At 36.0% G+C, this 21652-nt stretch carries 24 protein-coding genes; 2 read left to right on the top strand and 22 right to left on the bottom strand.

The features are described from left to right. Window positions 1-105: 105 nt before the first annotated feature. On the top strand, window positions 106-567 hold the full coding sequence (locus tag ACQKNR_RS19580; RefSeq protein WP_427319792.1) for a DinB family protein: 462 nt from the start codon (window positions 106-108) through the stop codon (window positions 565-567). On the opposite strand, the gene ACQKNR_RS19575 is transcribed toward ACQKNR_RS19580, so the two are convergent. From ACQKNR_RS19575 to ACQKNR_RS19485, 19 genes are all read right to left on the bottom strand, one after another. Next, entirely contained in the window at window positions 536-1732 is a 1197-nt protein-coding gene (locus tag ACQKNR_RS19575) for an MFS transporter (protein WP_427319917.1), read from the bottom strand. The genes ACQKNR_RS19580 and ACQKNR_RS19575 overlap by 32 nt on opposite strands. Window positions 1733-1935: 203 nt before the next feature. Beyond that, a complete protein-coding gene (locus ACQKNR_RS19570; protein ID WP_427319790.1) occupies window positions 1936-2481 on the bottom strand; it encodes a MarR family winged helix-turn-helix transcriptional regulator in 546 nt (181 codons plus the stop codon). A 142-nt stretch (window positions 2482-2623) separates the two neighbouring features. Beyond that, window positions 2624-3400 (bottom strand): Cof-type HAD-IIB family hydrolase, encoded by a 777-nt coding sequence (locus tag ACQKNR_RS19565; RefSeq protein ID WP_427319788.1) that lies wholly within the window; start codon window positions 3398-3400, stop codon window positions 2624-2626. 6 nt (window positions 3401-3406) lie between these two features. Further along, window positions 3407-3997, bottom strand: a complete 591-nt coding sequence (locus ACQKNR_RS19560; protein WP_427319786.1) for a histidine phosphatase family protein — start codon at window positions 3995-3997, stop codon at window positions 3407-3409. Between the two features lie 118 nt (window positions 3998-4115). Then, window positions 4116-4310 carry a 4-oxalocrotonate tautomerase gene (locus ACQKNR_RS19555; protein ID WP_427319784.1) on the bottom strand — a complete coding sequence of 65 codons (195 nt, stop codon included), beginning with the start codon at window positions 4308-4310 and terminating at the stop codon, window positions 4116-4118. Window positions 4311-4329: 19 nt separating this feature from the next. After that, window positions 4330-5118 (bottom strand): 2-keto-4-pentenoate hydratase, encoded by a 789-nt coding sequence (locus ACQKNR_RS19550; RefSeq protein WP_427319782.1) that lies wholly within the window; start codon window positions 5116-5118, stop codon window positions 4330-4332. Window positions 5119-5121: 3 nt separating this feature from the next. Then, window positions 5122-6147, bottom strand: coding sequence for a 4-hydroxy-2-oxovalerate aldolase (dmpG, locus tag ACQKNR_RS19545; protein ID WP_427319780.1), 1026 nt, complete (start codon window positions 6145-6147; stop codon window positions 5122-5124). Further along, entirely contained in the window at window positions 6134-7033 is a 900-nt protein-coding gene (locus ACQKNR_RS19540; protein ID WP_427319778.1) for an acetaldehyde dehydrogenase (acetylating), read from the bottom strand. The genes dmpG and ACQKNR_RS19540 overlap by 14 nt, the downstream gene beginning before the upstream one ends. 30 nt (window positions 7034-7063) lie before the next feature. Further along, the gene (locus tag ACQKNR_RS19535) at window positions 7064-7843 is read right to left on the bottom strand and encodes a 2-keto-4-pentenoate hydratase (RefSeq protein ID WP_427319776.1); all 780 of its coding nucleotides are present in this window, start codon (window positions 7841-7843) and stop codon (window positions 7064-7066) included. A gap of 142 nt (window positions 7844-7985) precedes the next feature. Beyond that, the gene (locus ACQKNR_RS19530) at window positions 7986-9455 is read right to left on the bottom strand and encodes an aldehyde dehydrogenase (protein WP_427319774.1); all 1470 of its coding nucleotides are present in this window, start codon (window positions 9453-9455) and stop codon (window positions 7986-7988) included. Between the two features lie 12 nt (window positions 9456-9467). Beyond that, a complete protein-coding gene (locus tag ACQKNR_RS19525) occupies window positions 9468-9926 on the bottom strand; it encodes a RidA family protein (RefSeq protein ID WP_427319772.1) in 459 nt (152 codons plus the stop codon). Further along, entirely contained in the window at window positions 9904-10941 is a 1038-nt protein-coding gene (locus ACQKNR_RS19520) for an amidohydrolase family protein (RefSeq protein ID WP_427319770.1), read from the bottom strand. Before ACQKNR_RS19520 ends, ACQKNR_RS19525 begins: the two co-directional genes overlap by 23 nt. Continuing rightward, window positions 10926-11465 carry a 3-hydroxyanthranilate 3,4-dioxygenase gene (gene nbaC, locus ACQKNR_RS19515; protein WP_193410961.1) on the bottom strand — a complete coding sequence of 180 codons (540 nt, stop codon included), beginning with the start codon at window positions 11463-11465 and terminating at the stop codon, window positions 10926-10928. The genes ACQKNR_RS19520 and nbaC overlap by 16 nt, the downstream gene beginning before the upstream one ends. A 46-nt stretch (window positions 11466-11511) precedes the next feature. After that, window positions 11512-12042 (bottom strand): FAD synthetase, encoded by a 531-nt coding sequence (locus tag ACQKNR_RS19510; protein WP_427319768.1) that lies wholly within the window; start codon window positions 12040-12042, stop codon window positions 11512-11514. Between the two features lie 16 nt (window positions 12043-12058). Continuing rightward, entirely contained in the window at window positions 12059-12805 is a 747-nt protein-coding gene (locus ACQKNR_RS19505) for an IclR family transcriptional regulator (RefSeq protein ID WP_427319766.1), read from the bottom strand. A 149-nt stretch (window positions 12806-12954) separates the two neighbouring features. Further along, window positions 12955-14427: a 4-hydroxyphenylacetate 3-hydroxylase family protein gene (locus ACQKNR_RS19500; protein ID WP_427319764.1), complete on the bottom strand. Its 1473-nt coding sequence runs from the start codon at window positions 14425-14427 to the stop codon at window positions 12955-12957. A gap of 172 nt (window positions 14428-14599) precedes the next feature. Then, window positions 14600-15847, bottom strand: a complete 1248-nt coding sequence (gene spoIIP / locus ACQKNR_RS19495; protein WP_427319762.1) for a stage II sporulation protein P — start codon at window positions 15845-15847, stop codon at window positions 14600-14602. Further along, complete coding sequence (locus tag ACQKNR_RS19490) at window positions 15825-16793, bottom strand: SPFH domain-containing protein (RefSeq protein ID WP_427319760.1); 969 nt, start codon at window positions 16791-16793, stop codon at window positions 15825-15827. Before ACQKNR_RS19490 ends, spoIIP begins: the two co-directional genes overlap by 23 nt. A gap of 2 nt (window positions 16794-16795) precedes the next feature. Continuing rightward, entirely contained in the window at window positions 16796-17224 is a 429-nt protein-coding gene (locus ACQKNR_RS19485; protein ID WP_427319758.1) for an NfeD family protein, read from the bottom strand. A gap of 288 nt (window positions 17225-17512) precedes the next feature. Between ACQKNR_RS19485 and ACQKNR_RS19480 the strand changes: the two genes are divergently transcribed. Beyond that, a complete protein-coding gene (locus tag ACQKNR_RS19480) occupies window positions 17513-18730 on the top strand; it encodes an MFS transporter (RefSeq protein WP_427319756.1) in 1218 nt (405 codons plus the stop codon). A gap of 50 nt (window positions 18731-18780) precedes the next feature. On the opposite strand, the gene ACQKNR_RS19475 is transcribed toward ACQKNR_RS19480, so the two are convergent. The 3 genes from ACQKNR_RS19475 to ACQKNR_RS19465 form a co-directional block, all read right to left on the bottom strand. Continuing rightward, on the bottom strand, window positions 18781-20256 hold the full coding sequence (locus ACQKNR_RS19475) for an amidase family protein (protein WP_427319754.1): 1476 nt from the start codon (window positions 20254-20256) through the stop codon (window positions 18781-18783). A 183-nt stretch (window positions 20257-20439) separates the two neighbouring features. Then, complete coding sequence (locus tag ACQKNR_RS19470) at window positions 20440-20886, bottom strand: NUDIX hydrolase (RefSeq protein ID WP_427319752.1); 447 nt, start codon at window positions 20884-20886, stop codon at window positions 20440-20442. A gap of 23 nt (window positions 20887-20909) precedes the next feature. Further along, window positions 20910-21650: a M15 family metallopeptidase gene (locus ACQKNR_RS19465; RefSeq protein ID WP_427319750.1), complete on the bottom strand. Its 741-nt coding sequence runs from the start codon at window positions 21648-21650 to the stop codon at window positions 20910-20912. Window positions 21651-21652 lie beyond the last annotated feature (2 nt).

The following is a 21652-nucleotide window of genomic DNA, read 5'->3' as shown; positions in this document are numbered from 1 at the left end:
ATAATACTTTTCCATATGCTAGTCAAACTACTAGAATTTTCGGAATTTTGAGTATGATATAATACCCTTAAGAAACTATTATATACGGAGATGAGGAGAATTACAATGTTTGTACAATCTGCGTTGCACCAACTTAAAGTTGCTGTTGATACTTCTATTCAAATACTGAACCAATATACTGAAAGTGATTTAAAAATAAAACCGATTGAATCAAAGCGGTCATTATTTGAAATGTGTACACATCTTTCCCTTATTTGCCACGCTGATTTACTCATATTAAATGGTATTACGGAAAAAGAATTACATACCTTTTATATAGAACAAACACCAGAAACAATTACTCAAATGCAACAAATGATGATACAAAGGTACGATTTACTTTCTAAAACTTTTTTATCCTATTCCAATGAAGAATTAGCAGAAATTATGACTGCTTATTGGGGTATTTCTTATTCTCGATTTGAATGGTTGCTTGAAATCGTTGCACACTTTTATCATCATCGCGGTCAAATTCATATTTTATTAGTTGACCATATTAAAGATCCCTGCATTCCTTTATTCGAATAAAAAGAGTAGAAACAAAGCCAATAAAGAGTATCAATCCTAATAAAATAAACGTCTGAGCATAGTCCCCTATTTTCATAAGACAAATAGAAATAATAGGTCCTATACTAGTTCCTAAAAATAAAACGAAAGTATAAATAGAAACTGCTATTCCCCTTGCTTTCCCTCCTAATTGGCCAACAAGAGAAACTAAAGATGGAACCGCTATAGCAATACCTATTACGAAACAGACGCTCATCATTACAAGTAACGGCAGGTTCGAAATAAATCCCATTGAACTTAGACTAAAAATAGCGACCAACAATCCTCCTTGAAGAACTTGCTTTACTTCGAACCTCTTTGTTAAACGACCTGCAAGTGGTGACAGCAACATACCAAATAACCCTGCTAAGCGAAAATAAAGAATTTGTTCTGCATTTAAATTGTAAGTAGGAGAGCTCAAATAATTCCCTAAAACAGTATACATATTAACAAAAGCCATTAATAAAACAAACGCAATCATATAGCTCAATACTAAGCTTTTATGTGTAAAAACTTTACCCATCTGTTTAATGGATCCCAAAATATCAGTATAGGATTGAGACATTTCCCCTTTCGGAAGAGAATAATGAACCCATATTGCAGTAATGATATAGACAATGCTAAGAAGAAAGAACACCATATGCCATCCGAAATGCTGACTTACAGCAGTACTTATTACTTGCCCTGTAATTCCAGCTACTAAAAAACCGGTACTAACAAACCCTATTGTTGTAACCTTTTTTTCTACTGGAAACATTTCTACAACGTAAGCTAACGCTACTGGAGAAAATGTAGCTGCTGCTATACCCTGTAACCCTCGAAGAATAACAAGCCAAAATAAACTATCCACAAACCCTAAGAAAAAAGAAACAATCGACAGTGCAAGCAATCCAATAAAGATCACTTTTTTTCGCCCATATTTATCAGAGATTGCCCCAAATAACAAACAACCTATAGCAAAGCCTACAGAAAATATACTGCCTATAGCCGCAGATTGCGCTAATGAAACCTTAAAAAGGTCTGAAAATAGAGCGATTAAAGGAATCGTCACATATAGGCTAGACATAACTACCATACCTGTCCAACATAACACCGCTGTCATTACTGTATAATTCCTTTCACTATTTACTTCTTTTGATATTTCCATCATAAAATCTCCCCCTTATCATGATTTTCCCCATCGGTTTAAAACATCTAAAGCAAATTATTTAAAATGACATTCCTTCAACACTCACTTAATTTGTTTACGTTAAAAGAAATATCACCACCCTCCTTAAATTAGCTAAACATATAATAAGCTAACCTAATTATATATTTAAATAAAAAAGTTGACTCTCACAATCAACTTATTTACCTACCTTCTCCTAATTTCATCTGCATAGTTACTTGCATTTTATTTAATAGCTTCTCTAACACTTGACGTTCTTCTTGACTAAATTCATCAATTAATGAAGCGCAAGATGACCAAAAAGTCGGTAAAGAATGCGCAACTAGTTCCTTTCCTTTCGGAGTAATTTTCACCTTTAATCTTCTTCGATCTTCAGAATGATGGAATCTTACGATTAACTCTCGTTTCTCCATCCAATCTAATAAGCCAGTGACAGAAGCACGTGTAATCCCTAATCGGCTCGCAATATCCGAAGGACTCATGTTCACTTCTTCCCCATTCGATTCCATTTCACGCAAAATAAACAACAGTAAAAAATCTAATTTACTTTCCGAAATACCAAGCGGCGCTAAATCTACGTCAACAGCATCTAGAACATTATCAGACGTCCATAACATTAACAAACCAAGTTTTGCTGCGATTGGATCCGTATCCGCTGATGCTGTCTTTTTTATTAACTCTGCATAAGGCTCAATCCCTAAAGGAATAGCACCTTTTTTTGAATCCATTCATTTTCACTCTCCTTTCTTTTAATTAGCTTACCTAACTATTTTTCATTATACTCACATTCTTCCTTTTATTGCAAGAATATTGTTAGACAAAAAAATCCTGTTATTAAAACAGGATTTTTTACACTGACTAATTATTTTTTCAAATAATCCCAAACTCTTTTAAAGCAAAAGAAATGCCACCTTCACTTGATTTCTTTGTAACAAAGTCAGCTTTTGTTTTTAACTCTTCTCCGCCATTCCCCATCGCAATTCCTAAACCTACATACTGTAACATCTCAATATCATTTCCACCATCTCCGAATGCCAATGCTTCTGACTTACAAATATTTAGATGTTCCAATACTTTTTGAATTGCAGTTAGCTTCGATACTTGATTATCTTCCAACACATTCATAACGTAACCATGAAAACGTTCAAACGTAAGCGTTGGATATCTTTCAAAGAATTTTTGGGCTTCTATTTCATCAGCATATAGACATACACAATAAATCTCTTCTGATAAGTTTCTAACTTTGTTAGGATACCGGTCTAAATTTAAAGTTTCGTTTAATGCTCGTATTACACGTTCATCTTTTGAGGCTATACCATTCATTGCAAATTCTTCTGTAAAGTAAGAAACACTGTGACCATGTAATTCAGCGAAATTTGAAATATCATAAACAATTTCACTTGAAAGTACCGATTTATGTATAACTTCTTCCTTACACTTTATATGTCCGCCATTTGCAGAAATAAATGTGTCTATGCCCAGCTCTTTAAATTGTGAGCATAAACTATATGGTCTCCCTGTTGTAACAACTACATGAATTCCTTTATCTATTAATCTTTGTATCGCTTCTTTTGTACTTTTATGCATACTTCTATCAATCTCACTCAAAAGCGTACCGTCAACATCGAAAAATACAACTTTGTACATATCTACTTACATTCCATCTAAATGATTTGTATCATTTATAAAATGAATAGTTTTCTGTTTATCTGTAAGTTCAATCAAACTAATCCCCGTATCTCCCATTATAAAATAATAGTCCATGCTAATTGGCATTTTGAAAAACGCACGTAAAATACTATTAATTACGCCTCCATGGGCAACAATTGCAATTCGATCATATGTATTCTCTGTCACGATTTTAGAAAAGATCCCTTCTATTCTCATTCTAAATTCAATAAATGATTCTCCATTTTCAAAACGGTCATGAAGAAACTTTGGCTCTGGATATTTTTCCGCTTCTTCAAATGATAAACCAGCTTGCACTCCATTATTGAACTCCATTAATTCCTCTTCTAGTTGAATTGGGCACCCGATCGCCTCAGCTAATGTTTCAGCAGTTTCGCGGGCACGCTTTAATGTGCTCGCCCAAATGAAATCTGGCGGAAAGTCCGCTTTCACTTTTTGTACAAGCTTTTGTACTTGCTGTCTTCCCTTTTCTGTTAATTCAAAGTCAGCTCGCCCTTCATGTACATTTAAAATATCAGCCTCTGACTCTCCGTGGCGTATTAGTAGTATTTGCATGTTTCTTCCCCCTTATCTCCTTTAAACCAAAACTAAATTTTAACATACTATCAAAATTTTTCAAAATAATAAAAGCAATCTCCATTCCTAAAAGAATGAAAATTGCTTTTATTACCAACTAACTTCCTCCTAAACTAGCTTTCGACTTTCCTCCAACTCCCCAATGTGAACTAGGTATTTCATTTACTAAAACACGTATACGCCCAATATCTACGTCTAAATTTTTTGCAACTACCTCTGTAACATCCAAGATAAGGTTTTGAATCTGTTCTTGTCTTCTACCTTCTATAATTTGAATTTGTATAATTGGCATTTCTATCTCTCCTTTCTATTTATTCACAAAACATTGAAACGCTTCCTAAGTCATCAAATTGTGCAATTATAGAATCACCTGCTTTAAAAGCAATCGCTTCTGATAATGCTCCACTTAATACGATATCACCTTTTTTCAATCCTTCATTTTGTAAACCAAGTTTATTTACCGCCCAAGCAATCGCCTCTGCTGGATGTCCCAGTACAGCTGCCCCCGTCCCAGTCGTAGCAATCTTACCGTTTTTCGACATAACCATCCCTACACTAGCTAAATCTATTTCTTTAGCATCAATCCATTTACTTCCTAATAAAAACTTTGAAGAGGAACAATTATCTGCTATTACGTCAGGTAATGTAAATTTAAAATTTAAATACCTGCTATCAATAATCTCTAAAGCTGGAGCGACATATTTTGTTGCCTTTAATACATCATCGGCTGTAACATTCGTACCTTGTAAATCTTCTCCTATTAAAAAAGCAATCTCTGGTTCTACTTTTGGATGGATCAATGTTTCATATCGCAACGGCTCCCATTCGAACGCTAACATATCATGTAACAAATATCCGTAAATGGCTTCATCAATCCCCATCATTTGTTGTTTTGCCTTGCTCGTTAATCCAAGTTTTACACCAACTCTTTTAGAACCTTCCTTCACTTTTTGCTCAATTAAACATTTTTGCAATCTATAAGCATCATCCACAGTTAAATCAGGATGCTTATCCGTTACTTTCACTACCTCTTTTCCTTCCTTTTCAGCCTGGAGTAAATACTCCACAATTTCTAAATCTGCCCCTTTCACTAAAGCCATATTTTACACCTCCGTTTTTATCTTTGCTAATTCTGCCGCTACATCTAAAATCATATCCTCTTGTCCACCAACTACTTTTCTTTTCCCAAGTTCTATTAAAATATCACGAGCGTCTACACGAAAACGCTTTGCCGCTCTTTCAGCATGTAATAAAAAGCTAGAGTATACACCAGCATATCCCATTACAAGACTACCTTTTTGAATTTCTTGTGGTACTGGCAATAAAGGCGCAACAACATCCTCAGCTAAGTCCATCATCTTATATAAATCTATATCTAGCTTATATCCCATACGATCTAAAACAGCGAGCAATACTTCCGTCTGGGCATTTCCAGCTCCAGCTCCAAGACAGCGCACGCTTCCGTCAATACGTGTCGCACCTTCTTCAATTGCCGCCACTGTATTCGCTACCGCAACAGAAAGGTTATTATGTCCATGGAATCCAATTTCAACATTTAAAGATTGACGTAATGCACGAATACGCTCACGTACTTCGTGAGGCAATAAAGCACCGGCTGAATCAGTCACATAAATCGCTTCTGCACCATAATCCTCCATAAGCTTTGCTTGTTCTACTAATTTTTCAACTGGCGCCGAATGTGCCATCATTAAAAAACCGCACACTTCCATACCTAACTCACGTGCAAATTGAATATGCTGAGCTGAAACATCCGCTTCTGTTACATGCGTTGCTACACGAACAAGTTTCGCACCAACATTTTTAGCTTGCTTTAATTCATGGATCGTTCCAATTCCAGGAATTAACAAAACAGCTACTTTAGCTTGCTTACACTCCTCTACCGCTACTTCAATCAGCTTCATTTCGTTAACTAATGACTTTCCATATTGTAATGTGGAACCACCTAAACCATCTCCATGACTCACTTCGATATAATGCATACCAGCCTCATCTAATGCCCTAGTTACAGATTGAACTTGTTCTTCTGTAAATTGATGTTTCATTACATGACTTCCATCACGTAAACAAACTTCCGTTATTTTCACTGGCATTTCACTATTTCGCCTCATTCATTACACCCCTTTTCTTCTCTGAAATGATTTGCGCCGCAAATTCTTCACCTACTTTTAAAGCCGCTGCTGTCATAATATCTAAATTACCAGCATAAGAAGGGAAGTAGTCTCCAGCTCCTTCAACCTCTAAAAATACAGTTACACAATTCCCATCAAACATCGGCTCTTGTTTTAAAGAGTAACCTGGGACATACGTCCTAACTACTTCAACCATCTTATGAATTGCTTCACGGATAGAATCCTCATCCATATACTTAACTTCACAATATACTGTATCTCTCATTAATATAGGTGGCTCTGCAGGATTTAAAATAATAAGTGCTTTCCCATAATCTGCCCCGCCAACTTCTTCAATTCCACGCCTCGTCGTAATTGTAAATTCATCAATATTTGCCCTTGTACCTGGACCTGCACTTAAACTTGAAATTGTAGCAACGATCTCTGCATATGTAACATTTGCTACTTCATTTATAGCATGAACAATCGGAATCGTTGCTTGTCCTCCGCACGTAATCATATTCACGTTTTGCTTTTTAATAAAATCATTATTTTGTATAGCTGGACAAACAAATGGGCCACATGCAGCAGGTGTTAAGTCAATTACAATCTTCCCAAGCTCTTCTAACACTTTTGCGTGATAACTATGAGCTTTCGCTGAGGTTGCATCAAATACAATATCAGCTATACTTGGTTTATCTATAATTGCTTGTATTCCATTATCAAAGACCTCGTATCCGGCTTCTTTTGCTCGCTTTAGACCATCCGATTCTGAATCTATTCCAATCATGGCATTTAGCTCTATGACTTCACTTTTTCTTAATTTATACATTAAATCTGTGCCAATATTACCAGACCCAATAATGGCCACCTTTACTTTTCCCACATTTATCCCCCCTCTTTTCAACGCTTTAATCTATATGAACGTAACAGAAACCGCACCTAGTGAACCGAAATCAGCTTGAATACTATCTTTACTATGCACTGATACTGCACCTGATAACGCACCTGGTAAAATTAACTCCCCTGCTTTTAATCCAATATTAAATTCATGAAGTTTATTAGCTAACCAAGCAACAGCTTGCGCAGGATGTCCTAATGCAGCTGCGCCAGCTCCCGTTGCAATTAAACTATTATTCTTATAAAGTGTCATTCCAGTTGTACGTAAGTCTACTTTATCAACGCTAGAGAATGTATCACCAATTACCACTTTTGCCGACGATCCGTTATCCGCAACTGTGTCAGCAAGCCTAATATTCCAATCGGCAATTCGGCTATCAATAATTTCAAGTGTAGGCACGACATATTTCGTCGCCATTAGTACGTCAACATATGTAACATTAGGTCCGCTTAAGTCTTCTGCTAAAACAAATCCTATTTCTGCTTCTATCTTTGGAGCTACAAAGGATTTTATTGAAACCTCACTACCATTTTCTAATTTCATATCATCTAGCAAATGTCCATAATCTGGCTCATTTACCCCGAGCATCTGCTGCATCGCAACACTCGTAAGTCCAACTTTTTTCCCAATTACGCTACGTCCGCTCTCTAACTTTCTCCCCACAACTTCAAGTTGAATATTATAAGCATCTAAAACTGATAAATTAGAATATCTCTCTGTAAAAGGACTAATCCCTACACACGAATTTTCAGCTTGTATTAGTTCATCAGCTAATCCTTTAATCATTAACTTCATTCATCTCACCTCATTTTTCAATTTTATATTTATTACAAATCAGCCAAACCTTAATTAGCCCCCACCTAAATTCTTTGTCTCCACAAAATTTTTGGGTAGGAGCTTTACAGCCGGATTAAGTGCCATTGTTACAACATTGACCTTATAATTTCATCGTAACTGTCTTAGCTTCCGTATAAAATTCGAAACTATGACGCCCACCTTCTCTACCAATTCCACTAGCCTTTGAACCTCCAAATGGAGTGCGTAAATCTCGAACATACCAACAATTAATCCATAGTAAACCTGAATCGATTTGTGAAACCACTCGCTGTGCTCGTCTAAGGTCATTTGTCCAAACAACTCCAGCTAATCCATAAATAGAATCATTCGCAATACGAATCGCATCCTCTTCCGTTTTAAACGGAATAACAACTAGAACTGGACCAAATATCTCTTCTTGCGCTACACGCATACTATTATCAACATCATATAGAATAGTAGGTTCATAAAAATTCCCTTCTACTAAACTTTCAACTCTTTTTCCACCATAGGCTAATTTTGCACCTTCTGAAATGCCAATTTCTACATAACGATCAACTGTTTCTAAATGGGATTTTGATACAAGTGCTCCCATATCGGTATCTTCAGAAAGTGGATCTCCAACTTTTATTTTTTGTACAGCCGCTACAAATTTCTCTAAAAATTGTTCATATACACTTTCTTGCACAAGTAATCTTGAACCAGCTAAACAAATTTCTCCTTGGTTCCGATAAATAGCTTCAATCGATCCTTGTACCGCTTCATCTAAATCTGCATCTTCAAATACGATATTTGCTGATTTACCACCTAATTCTAATGAAACAGGAATTAGATTTTCTGATGCATTACGCATAATTGTTTTTCCAGTACTACTTTCTCCAACAAATGAAATTCTTCTTACAGCTGGATGTGTTGTCATTGTTGTCCCAACAATATTACCTGGACCTGTAATAATATTAAGTACACCTGGAGGTAATCCTGCATCATTTGCAATTTCACCGAGCATAATTGCACTTAATGGCGTATAGGAGGCTGGTTTGACAACAACAGTATTACCAGAAGCGAGTGCAGCTGATGCTTTCCATGTCATTTGCATAAATGGCAAATTCCAAGGAATGATTAAACTAGTTACTCCCACCGGAGCGTACTTTGCATATGACATAAAATTATGTTTGTCATAATGCTCATGTACCAAATATTTAGCCATTTCAGCAAAGAAGCGAAAATTATGAGCCGAGCGTGGTATATCGAATCCTTTACTTTCTTTAATTGGTTTTCCAACATCAAGAGTTTCTATATACGCTAGTTCATCCACTCTTTCCATAATTAAATCTGACATTTTGCATAAAATATTTGATCGCTCTTCAACAGGCATTTTGCTCCAAATGCCACTTTTAAATGTACGTTCTGCCACATCAATTGCTCTTTTTGTGTCCTCTTCATTTGCCTTTGCTATAGAAGCTAGCTTTCTATTTGTCGCTGGATTGAACGTATCAAACGTTTCACCACATATGGAATCTACATATTGCCCATCAATAAACAATTTCGCATCTTTTACTTTCAGCTTGTCAGATAATAATTCTTTATTCACCTTCCTTACCTCCTATTCCTCAACTTCTAAAACCATCTCAATTTCAATTGTTGTGTTATTAGGTAATTGAGCCATTCCGACCGCAGAGCGAGCGTGTTTTCCCTTTTCTCCAAATATATCTACTAATACATCCGATGCTCCATTCATTACTTTTGGCTGATTAATAAAATCTTCCGTACTATTTACAAAACCAAGTAGCTTTACAACTCGTTTTACCTTATTTAAATCACCTAGTTCGTTTCTCACAACACTTAACAGATTCAACATTGATTGTCTCGCTGCTTTATACCCTTCATCAATTGATATATCCTTTCCTAATTTCCCGTGATACTCATCTACACCTTGTCCAGCAGTAAACAATAAGTTACCTACTTTTACACAACTAACATAGTTCCCAACTACTGGACGAATAGCTGGTAGTGTAATTCCCAACTCACTTAATTTGTCCTCAGGTGTTTGTACTCTCTGCATATGTTACACCTCGTTTTTTTATATCAATATTTAAAAATTCTGCTGCATTTCCCCCAAGCATTGCTGCTATTTGTTCCTCCGATAAACCGACTGTTTCATCAATCACTTTGCCGGGATCAATTTCTCGCAATAAAAATGGATAATCCGAACCCATGAAAATCTTTTCATGCCCAAATCTTTCAATCATATATTTCAAATTAATAGGATCATAATTTAAAGAATCAAAATAAAATTTCTTTGCATAATAACTAGGAGGGTGTGTAGTCAACCGTAAATGCGGCCATACTTTCCAGCCTTGATCTAATCTTGGCAAAATATATGGAAAAGATCCGCCGCCATGCGCAAAACAAACCTTCAACCGTGGAAACTTTTCCATTATTCCACTCCATATTAGTGTAGCTGCCGCAAGTGCCGTTTCACTTGGCATCCCGACTGTGTACATAAAATTATGGTGAGGCATTCTATCGCGCCCTAATGTTTCCCATGGATGAATAAATATTGGAACTTGCCACTTTTCAGCCATTCGAAAGAATTCAATAAACGATGGGTCATCTAAATTTTTCCCATTCACATTTGTACCAATTTCAATACCATGTAAATTTAATTCCGTAATACAACGCTCCATTTCACGAACCGCAGTTTCTCCATCTTGCATTGGAACCGTTCCTAATCCAACAAAACGATCTGGATATGCTAAAACTGTTTCTGCAATAAAATCATTTTGAATACGCGCCATACTTTCGGCTTCCTCTGGTTTTGCCCAATACGAAAATGTAACAGGAATTGGCGATAAAACTTGAATATCAACACCTTCACGGTTCATATCTTCAATTCTTTTCTCAGGACACCATACTTGATCTGTAACGTCACGAAAATTTTTACCACCAACCATAATACTTGCACCACATGTACAAGTCCGATTTAATATTGGCCAACGACCGCCACCAAACTTCTCTTCAAAATCCGGAAAAGTTTCAGGAATAATATGTGTATGAAAATCTATTCGCACTTCCATTCCTCCACTTCTTCTGGCATAATGTAACCACAGTTTTTACATGCGCGAATTTCCTTATTTGAATTAAAACTATGAATTGCTTCTTTTACTTGTTTTTCAATATCATTTAATTGAACACGTACACGATGCATTTCATGATTACACTCGTCACAGAACCAAACGAAATCCTCAAGTTCTCCTTGGCTACGTTTTCTTTCAATTACTAGCCCAAATGTGTTAGCAACACGATGTGGTGAATGTGGTACCATAGCTGGTAGCATAAACACATCCCCTTCTTTTACTGTGACGACTTCCCGCTTACCTTCCTCTGTAATACATTCCACATAACAGTCACCTTTAATTTGGTAGAAAAATTCATCTGAAGGATCTACGTGGAAATCACGTCTTCTATTTGGACCACCTAATATCATGGCGATAAATTCCGAATCTTGCCAAATAACCTTGTTATTTACTGGCGGCTTCAATAACTCCTTATTCTCATCAATCCATTTTATTAAATTAAAAGATTGTAATGTTTTAGACATATTATTTCCTCCTCATTTTTCCTTCTATTTAAATTGTTTTCATAGATCAACCAAGTAAAGCGCTAGACTTTTGCAACTCTCCACGACATACATAATTTCTAATTCTCGTTGAAGATATTCGCTCCCCTTCTTCACAGCAAACATCTTTCACTATAGAAATATTGAAGTGTTCTCTTAGCAACTCTATGTTACCCTCTCTATTTTTTCCGAATCTAAAATCTTGTCCAATATAAATTTCTACAGGACGTAACCTTTTTAACTCTTGAACAAAACAACTCGCACTTTTTGTTACATATGACTCATCAAACCGAATTACAATTACGTGTTCAACACCAAGATTTTGAAGACGTTTTACCTTCTCATCAATAGACGTTAATACTTGCGCCCCTTGAAAATAAGAACGTGGCGGTGGATCAAATGTATACACAACATTTGCTATCTTTAATTCCTTTGCCTTCTCAATCGCATTTTTAATAACAGCTTGATGGCCTTTATGTACACCATCAAAAGCACCAATTGAGACAATGGATTTCGTTAATTCAGGTATACACTGCTCATGTATATAAATGATTCTCATCTCTCTTCTTCTAGAGTTAAATTTCCAAATAGCCAAATTCCTTCGAGATCAAATTTGCCGTATTCATCACACTTTGAATTATGATTTCACGATTACTCCCCTGCATATACGATATAGGTCCAACAATATTAAGTGCCGCAATGGTTCTCCCAGTATAAGATCGAATAGGAGCTGCAATCCCATACAGGCCATGCTCATTTTCATTGTCACTAATTGAATAACCTTGCTTACGAATCTTCTGTAACTCTGTCTGAAATTGTTTTATACAAGTAATTGTATTGGGGGCTCGTGGTAAAAGTCCTTTTTCTGAAGTATATTCTAAGGGAGATGAATGAAATGAAAGCAGTACTTTCCCAGTACTTGTACAATATGCAGGTTCTCTAGATCCAACATGTGTTGAAATTTGAACAGACTCCTTTGATGAAACTTTCATAATAAATACAACATCACCACGATCAAACATGCCAATATGCACAGTTCCACTAAAATTTCTTACAAGCTCTTCTACAAGCGGAATTGCTCCACTATAAATTTCTTGCTGAAACATGACTTGGTTTCCCCACTCTAACAATTTCCAACCTAGTCTATATTTTCTTTGCTCATCTTGTATGAGCATTCCTTCAGCACATAACGTACGCACAAGGTGATGAACCGTACTTGCATTCATATTTAGTTTTTCTGCTATTTCAGAATTCCCTAGTACAGGTTCATCACTTGTGAAACAATTTAGAATTTTGCAAATTTTACTGATAGAAGCGATCAAATCATTTACCTCCCCTATTTCAGTTATATTTCTCTATTTTTAAATGTGGCTAAAAAGTTTAGAAGATTTACGTCCTATCAGTAAAATTCTTGTTATCATCTGCTGCTCCTTCCTTTTCCAAGCAAAAATGTAAGCGTAAACATTATTGCTTAGCTCAAAGCACCTTCAGATGAACTTGATTGCAAAGCATTGTTTACTAGGGAAAAAGTTTGTTGTTTTTTGTACGCATTATAAAACATTCCCATTTTACGCACCGGATCTCCTGAATAATAACGCTCATATTGTAATAATCGTTGTCCAAAAGCTTCTCCACATAAATCCCATGCTAATTTAAATAAACGAACTCGTTCCTCAGAAGAGACACCTTCACGCCCAATATAATATTTATTCATATCATCTTGAATCTCAGGATTCATAAAATCAGCACCTGTCGGTGACATCAATAATCCACCAGCACCAATGGTTTGAATGATTTCAATAGCTCGTGGATACATTTTAGGTAATAAACTGCGTATCGTATCAAGCGGCAACCTTGCAGGAACAACTTCTCCATATGGATTCGTTTCATATTCATACTCAGCTACTTGTAAGAGCGCACGTATCGTTTCGACATCTTGCATAAGTTCTGCTAACTGGTTTTGTACATTTAAAAATCCATCTACCCCTATCGAATCTGCTAATTTCATAGCTACTTCAGCAGCGAATGATAATTTTACTAACCCTCTTACTCCAGATTGATGCGCTGGCTGATGACCAATTCCCGTTTTAGGATACAATTGATTCCCAGCTTCTACACTTTGATAAATAAATACTTTATCCCATGGGATAAACACATTATGAAATACTAGTAATGCATCCATTTCCTCAAACCTTGATGCAAGTGGATGATCAAATAGAGAGCGTTTTCCATCTTGCATTGGCTCACGACATAGAATTCTTAGGCCTGGTGCGTCAATTGGAACTGCAAAAGAAATTGCATGACGTTCATCACCCGGTTTAAAACTTGGATAAGAGTATATAATTACTTCGTCTGTAATTGGAGCAAGTGTCGCTAACATTTTAGCACCGCTAACATACATCCCCTCCGCTGTTTCACTTACTACACCTAAATGCATCGTTTCATCTTCTTGTTGGTGAGAAGCTTTACTCCGATCATTTTGCGGATTAATAATCGCATGTGTTAAAAATAGATCATTATCCCGTATATGTTTATAATAATTCTTTATATTCGCTCCCCATTCTGGGTTAAATTTCTCGAAGAACCACGCATTACTTGCCATTGAAGTAACTGTTACATTTAAAAAATCCGGTGTTCTTCCCATTAAACCAAAGGTAGCTTTCGCCCATATTTCAAACAATTCACGACGTACTTTTAAGTCCTCATAATTTTTTGGAACTAAAAATGCATTCGAGACTCTTTCTCCAGTCTCTTCGCATATATGAGTAATCTTATCTTGATATTCTGGATTGTGCTGCATATCATATAAGTTCGCAATTTGTAAAATAGGTTCACGAAAAACATCTTCATTTACTACATCCGTTACTTTTCTCCCGCCAATCCAAATTTCAGGATTTCTTTTTCGTAATCCTTCAATATACTGTTCCCCTGTTCTAATTGCCATTCTTCCCCCTCCGATTTCCCAAAATAATATACTAAAAAGTTTAGAAACTCTATTAGATGACTGAATTTTCAATCATTATATCAATTTTAATTCTTGCAGTTTCTCCTTTATTTCACATTATGAAATCTTAATTTTTTTTAGTGAACATGAAAAAGGAACGGTTTCCCGTCCCTCATCCATTCACTTTTTCCGCATCATTCCAGTAATACTTACTAAACGCTTCCGTTAACACATCAATCGTATTATATAATTCATCTAACGTATTATCGATACCACCAACTTCAATTAGCATTGCATTTTTAGATAAGTCTTGATTATAAACACCATCGCCGTCTTTTTTATATTTGGGGAATATCCCTCTACTTAACCCGTAATAGTTTTCATCTATATAACTATTGATTGCCCTTGCAATTTTTTCATTCTCTGTATGATTTCCATTTTCCATTCCAATAATAAAATATAATCTTGCATACGACTTCCCATTAATTACTTTTGTTGTTACCTTCTTCCGCTGATCATCACGATGTATATCAATTGGAAACGCGATTTTATTATTCTGCGCCAATGTTTCTTTTACATATCCATGAGACGCTTTATATGCTTGATACCATTTCCACTTTTTACTCGCTAATAAATCTCCCATATTCGTTTTATCATGAATTACTGGTATTCCCTGTCCTTCTAGCTGTTCTTTCAAACGATCTCCTAGTAAAGACACATTTACATCTGGGCTCGATGGATCAGTAGCCCCCGGTAATAACGGAAAGAAGGATTCCCAACTATGTGTATGGTAAATATACACCGCGCTTTCTCCTTTTTTTGTCCCATTCTTTTTTTGCACTGGGTTATTCTTTTCCGCTTCTGTAATTTTTTCTTTTGCTACTTCTCGCTCTTTCGTTACTTCTTCAATCGGTACACTAGATTCATTTGGGATATTCGTAAAGTTTGTCCCTTCTCCAGCTACGATAATATTAGAGTAATACTTTGACATACCAGGTACTTCTTTACCGACAAATGTTCTTAAATCTTTTATTTTCAAGTCTGTCGCAATAGAGAACATTAAATTCCCAACTGACTCCCGTTTATTTTGCTTAAAATAATCAAATCCGTAATAATGATTCTCACTTTCTATCATTTGAACGAAACCTTGCATAGACACTTTTCCAAACCATTGATTCGCATAATTCGATTTCATTGTATGTAAAAGAGACGTCAAAATTGACGCAATAATAATTACTACTAGTGCATATAAAAAGAGCAACGAGACTAGCTTCTTCCCATGTATACGAGTTGCATACTTTTTCACTGAATCACCTTCTTTATACATGGATATGTACAAGCCTTTCTTAATATACGTACAAAAAAGAGAAATGGCATCCCATTTCTCTTCATCATCCTTATTGTTCTTTTCCTGCATCATTTGAAGGTAATTTCTTCGTTTGTTTTTCTTTAAAAATTTCTCCGATTGCCCCAAGTGTACCAAGTGTTTCAATTGCATTAGACGGTATAAAGACTTTATTTGCTGGCCCTTTTGCAACTTCAGCTAATGATTCAAATGATTTGTAAGCAAGTACACGCTCATCTAAATCTGCTGCACGAAGTAATTCAATACGGTTTTGTTCTGCTTTTGCGATTTCCTCAATCGCTCTTGCTTCCCCTTTTGCTTCCAATTCTTTTGCTTCTTTTATACCTTCAGCTTCACGAATACGCGCTTCTTTATCCCCTTCAGCCATTAAAATTTTACTTTGTTTTTCCCCTTCCGCACGAAGGACTTTATCTTGTTTTGCTGCCTCTGCTTCTAAAATAATCGCACGTTTATTACGTTCTGCTTTCATTTGTTTTTCCATCGATGCTTGCACATCTTTCGGCGGGTTAATATCGACAACTTCAACACGTTCAATGCGAACGCCCCATTTTTCTGTTGCTTCATCAAGCGCTAAGCGGATTTCTGTTGAAATTTTCTCACGACCAGATAACGTTTCATCCAGTTCCATTTTACCAATAATTTGACGCATCGTTGCAGAAGTAATGTTACGAACACCATATTCATAATTTGAAATACCGTATGTCGCAAGTTCTGGTTCAACAATTTGATAGAAAATAATTGTATCAATTTCTACTTGTACGTTATCTTTCGTGATTACCTTTTGTGGTGGTACATTCGTTTGTTGAATACGTAAGTCATGATATACACGAACGCGATCTACAATCGGGATTAAAATATTTAATCCTGGGTGCATTATACGTTGAAACTTACCAAATCTTTCAACGACCCCAACTTTTTGCTGAGGAATAATTTTAATTGTTAATGCGATAAATGTAACTACAATTAGTGCGAATATAATCGTTAACGTTAATGCTACCATATTTATTCACTCTCCTTTTTCACTTGTAATATAGTACTATGCCTCTTTATAACAACGACTTTTTCTCCAGCATCAATTGGAGCATCTGCAATAGCTGTCCAAGTATCTCCATCCACTTTCACAATACCGTTCGCTTCTTTTGTAATCGCTTGCATAACAGTTCCTTTTTTACCGACAAGCATATCTACTGTATCAGTAAAACCTTTTGCTGCTCGAAAGTTTTTTGAAATTCTTTTCGTAAAGAATGTCAATGTTAAACTTACAATCGCACCAGCAACGACCTGTAAAAATAGTGCGTCAGGAGCAAATAAAGCAATAAGACCTCCGACAACAGCTCCAATTCCAAGCCAAAGCATATAAAATGTAATCGACAACATTTCCGCGATAAATAAAATACCAGCTATTATAAACCAAATTACCCAACCAGCCATATGCAACCCTCACTTTCTTTCTCATTTTCTATATGTATATGAAGAAAAGAATGGTTTATCCGCCCTTTCTCATACTTGGGCGTTTGCTACAAGCTATTGTACCTATTCGCTATTACAAATTAGCATTATTAAAATACTATATTAATATATTCTTCATTATACATGAAAATCCCTTTCAAAAAGCGACAAAAAAAGTGACAAAAAATTAAATTCTTTCGAAAATTTAATTTTCAAACTATAATAATTCTAACTACAAAAGTATTATTTATTAAGAAGGTTGTGTTCTAATTGCGAAATCGCTCACTAGCTTACTATTTAGGTTCCAAAATATGCATCACTCTCGCTGACATCGTATACATAATGATTATTACAACTCACATCTATATCACAACTAAATCAGCTACAATTACTGCTCTTTTCCCATTATTGCAAGTTATCACAAATCTGATTGCTAACACATCTGCGCCACTTATAATGAATCGTTTTCCATCTTATACGTTGCTATATACTCTGCAATGGACTAAAACAACTCTTTTACTACTATTAATGATTTTATTTCCTGTCCTTTCCACGAACATTTTAGCCCTATTAACTTTCATTTTTTTCATTTCATTATGTAGTGGCTGGAGCGCCCCATTATTATACGGCATTCTTCCGCGCCTAACACCAAAAGAGAACTTAGTAAAAGTAAATAGTATCTTTTCCTTTTCAACACAAATTGTACAAGCGGCCGCTTATTCATTTACAAGTATTATAGTTCTTCTCATTGGTCCTACTTCTACACTCATGATTAATAACATTTTGATGATTTTTGGATGTGTTGCATTACACTTTTCATTACGTTTCATACATACTGAACGAGCAATAGAGCCCTCCTCTTCAAAAAGGACTGCTTTATTAGAAGGTTGGAAACTCTTATTTCAAAATCCATCTCTCCGTACCGTTACATTTATGGACTTAATTGAAACTTTTGCAGGGGCAATATGGATCGGTGCTATTACGATGGTATATGTAACGACGATTCTTCATAAAGGAGAGGAATGGTGGGGATATATTAATACAAGTTATTATGTTGGCACGTTATTGGGTGGCCTATTAGCATGGAGGATGAGTTCATATATTCAAAACAATTTAATACGCTCCATGGCGATTGGCTCTCTTTTATTTAGTATTCTTACATTTTTATTTGGTATGACAAGTAATGCATTTATTGCCCTGTTTCTTTGCATCCTAATGGGACCATGTTATCAAATTAGAGATATTTCTCAAACGACAGTTTTACAATCAAGTGTTGCCCCTTCTTTATTATCAAAAATGTATACAGCACATGGCGCTCTTCTTTCAACAGCCTCTGGATTATCTATGCTAAGCGTTGGAATTTTTACAGATACGTTCGGTGTTCGTACAATTTATATCATTGCTTCTTTTCTTATTTTATGTTCTGCTTGTTTATCTTTTAGCTTATTAAAATATCATAAGACAGAGCAGAAAGATATTTCACTTTAATCAATAAAGCAAAAAGGACAGGGAGTTCCTGTCCTTTTTGTATATTCTATTCATGACAAGTTGGGAATTTTTCTATGCTTTGTCGCTTGTTCAAAAGCATATGCTAGTTTAATTAATACCCCCTCACAAAAGGCAGTACTTGCAATCGTAATTCCAAAAGGTCTCCCGCTTTCCATATATCCCGCAGGTATTGCTATAGACGGATAACCTGCTTTCGCACATATAGTAGACCCTATATAGGAAGGGAACAATATCGCATCAAGATTATATTTTTCCAATGCAAAATCAATACCTTGTTCTTGTGAAAAATATATATCTTCTAACCTTGCATTTATATATTCAGGATTACTTAACGTATTAGGAAAATCTTTTCTTACTTCTAACCTAGTTTGTCCGTATTTCAAAGCTCTTTCTGCTATGTTTTTATTAAACTCCATTAACTCCGAAATAGAATGTACTGGAATAGTAGAAGGTAATTTAGAAAGATAGTTATCCAAACTATGCTTGAGTTCATAAAGCGATACTCCCCAGCTCCATTCTCTATGAAAAGTTGGAATATCAATATCTTCTACTACCGTCGCTCCCTCACTACGTAATACTTGGATTGTTTCCTTAAACAATTTTTCATCGTACTCATCAGATTCATAATATTCTTTTGGTGCATTGCTAAATACACCAATCTTCGCTCCATTTAAGCCATTAACATCAAGATATTTTGTATAATCCTGCTCTGCCCTTCCTTCACTTTTGTGAGTAGCTGCATCCATCTCATCCACTCCCATTAAGCTCCCTAACAAAATAGCCGCATCTGTCACCGTTCTAGCAAATGGTCCAGCCGTATCTTGTGAATATGTGAACGGAATAATTCCTCTACGACTAATTAGACCAACAGTCGGTTTAATACCTACTACAGAGTTTTGAACAGCCGGGCTCAATATAGAAGCATCCGTTTCTGTCCCAACAGATACTACTGTAAAATTAGCGGCAACCGCTACGGCAGACCCTGTACTTGAGCCCCCAACGAACATATCATCCTTGCCCGTTCCATATGGATTTATTGTTTGACCACCTCTTGCACTATATCCAGCCCACATTTCAAAGGACATTCCATTTGCTAACTCTGTCATATTTGCTTTTCCTATTATCACCGCTCCTGCTTCTCGCAGTTTTTTAACGAGAAATGCATCTTCCCTACTTATATTTTGTTCTAGGGCAATCGTACCTGCACTTGTATGCATTGAATCATTCGTTTCAATATTGTCCTTTAGCAAAACAGGTATACCATGCAATAGTCCTCTTACACCTTTTGTCTTTCTTTCATGGTCTAACGCTTCTGCAATAAAGATAGCGTCTGGATTTATTTCTAAAATTGAATTGATTTTCGTATCGTCTTGGTCATACTTTGCAATTCTATGAAGATAATACATGACTAATTCTTTTGAAGTTAATTTCCCAGCTTCCATCGCTGTTTGTATATCATGAATTGTTAATTCTTTTTGTAATATTGTACTAAACTGGATTTCCATTTGTCTTCTCCTCCATAAGCTTTTTTCATATCATATATCTAGCAACTTTTCATTTCCCTCGCCCCTCGCATTAAGCACTAATATCCCCTTAAAGGAATTCCACTCATCTATTTAAAAAGCCTTTCATTTCCCGAAAAATAAAAAGAGTCTGAAACGAATTAACCTCCGCTCCAGACTCTTTTATCACTTTACATATATCTCATCTAACAGATGTAAAAACTCCCCTTGTTTTCCAGCTAATTCAGGGGATTTCGCAATATCAATCCATTCATAGCAAAATACTAGCCCTTGATCTTCTTCACCGGCACTTACTATATGTTCCCAAGTATCTTTTACATCCGTAGGTAAAGTTACGTGGAAAAAGTGGCGTTTTTGATACTCCTTTTTTTCCTTCACATGTATGATGTAATCTGCTAGTAAACGCTCTATGCATAAATGACGTAATCCAGATTCTTCTTGTATTTCACGCAATACCGCTGCTTCTAACGTTTCTCCTTCATCAACTGTTCCACCTGGTACTTGAACACCAGCTTCAGGTATATCACGATGTTTAAAAACAAGTAATTGCATAACCCCTTCTTTTTCTCTCGTCACATACGCATGTACTTTTTTCTTATATAACATCGTCATTGTACTTCTCTCCCCTCAATTGTTTACCCTGTTACTTCTTCAAGCGTCAGTTGATTTTCATATAAATATGTAGCTTGTGGATTACCCACATACCTTACGTGCCAAGGCTCATACCGATAGCCAGTAATCGATTCTTTCTCTTTTGTATATCGAATCACAAAACCAAATTTATGAGCATTTTCAGAAAGCCACTGACCTTCTTTCGTTTCTCCAAAAACAGTCTCTAGCTGAAACTTAGCAGATTGAGATGTAATATCCATAGCGAGTCCAGTTTGATGTTCACTCGTACCAGGCACCGCGCTAGACATCGCTGTTTTCGCTTCTCCATCTTGTTTTTTATACATCGTATTTAATGCTTTTTGTCGATCAAAGGATCTAAATCCAGAGACTGCAAAAAGGAAAATACGCTCCTTATCAGCTTGCTGAAACATTTCCTCAAGCGCCCCGGCTGCTTCTTTCCTCATTTTTTTCTTTTCTTGATCACCTTCACTAGAGTAACGCACTTTCGGAACAACTAAGTCTGGCGGTCTATACCCATCAGGTAAACGCCTACTTTTATTTACAAGTACAAGCATCGAATTCGGATTACTAATTACTGCGATATCCCCATCCATATTAGCAATCGTTTCTTTTGCTTTCGGAAATATGTTATTTACATTCACTTCCCGCGCCTGCTTATCCTTATACATTTTATAATTGATTCCTGCTACTCCAACAATGAGTATCGCCGCTACGATACCAAGTAGTGTCCATCTTTTTTTCATAT

The organism is Bacillus sp. NPDC094077, from assembly GCF_050279465.1.
Classification (GTDB): Bacteria; Bacillota; Bacilli; order Bacillales; family Bacillaceae_G; genus Bacillus_A.
This window is presented reverse-complemented; position numbering and strand designations above follow the sequence as displayed.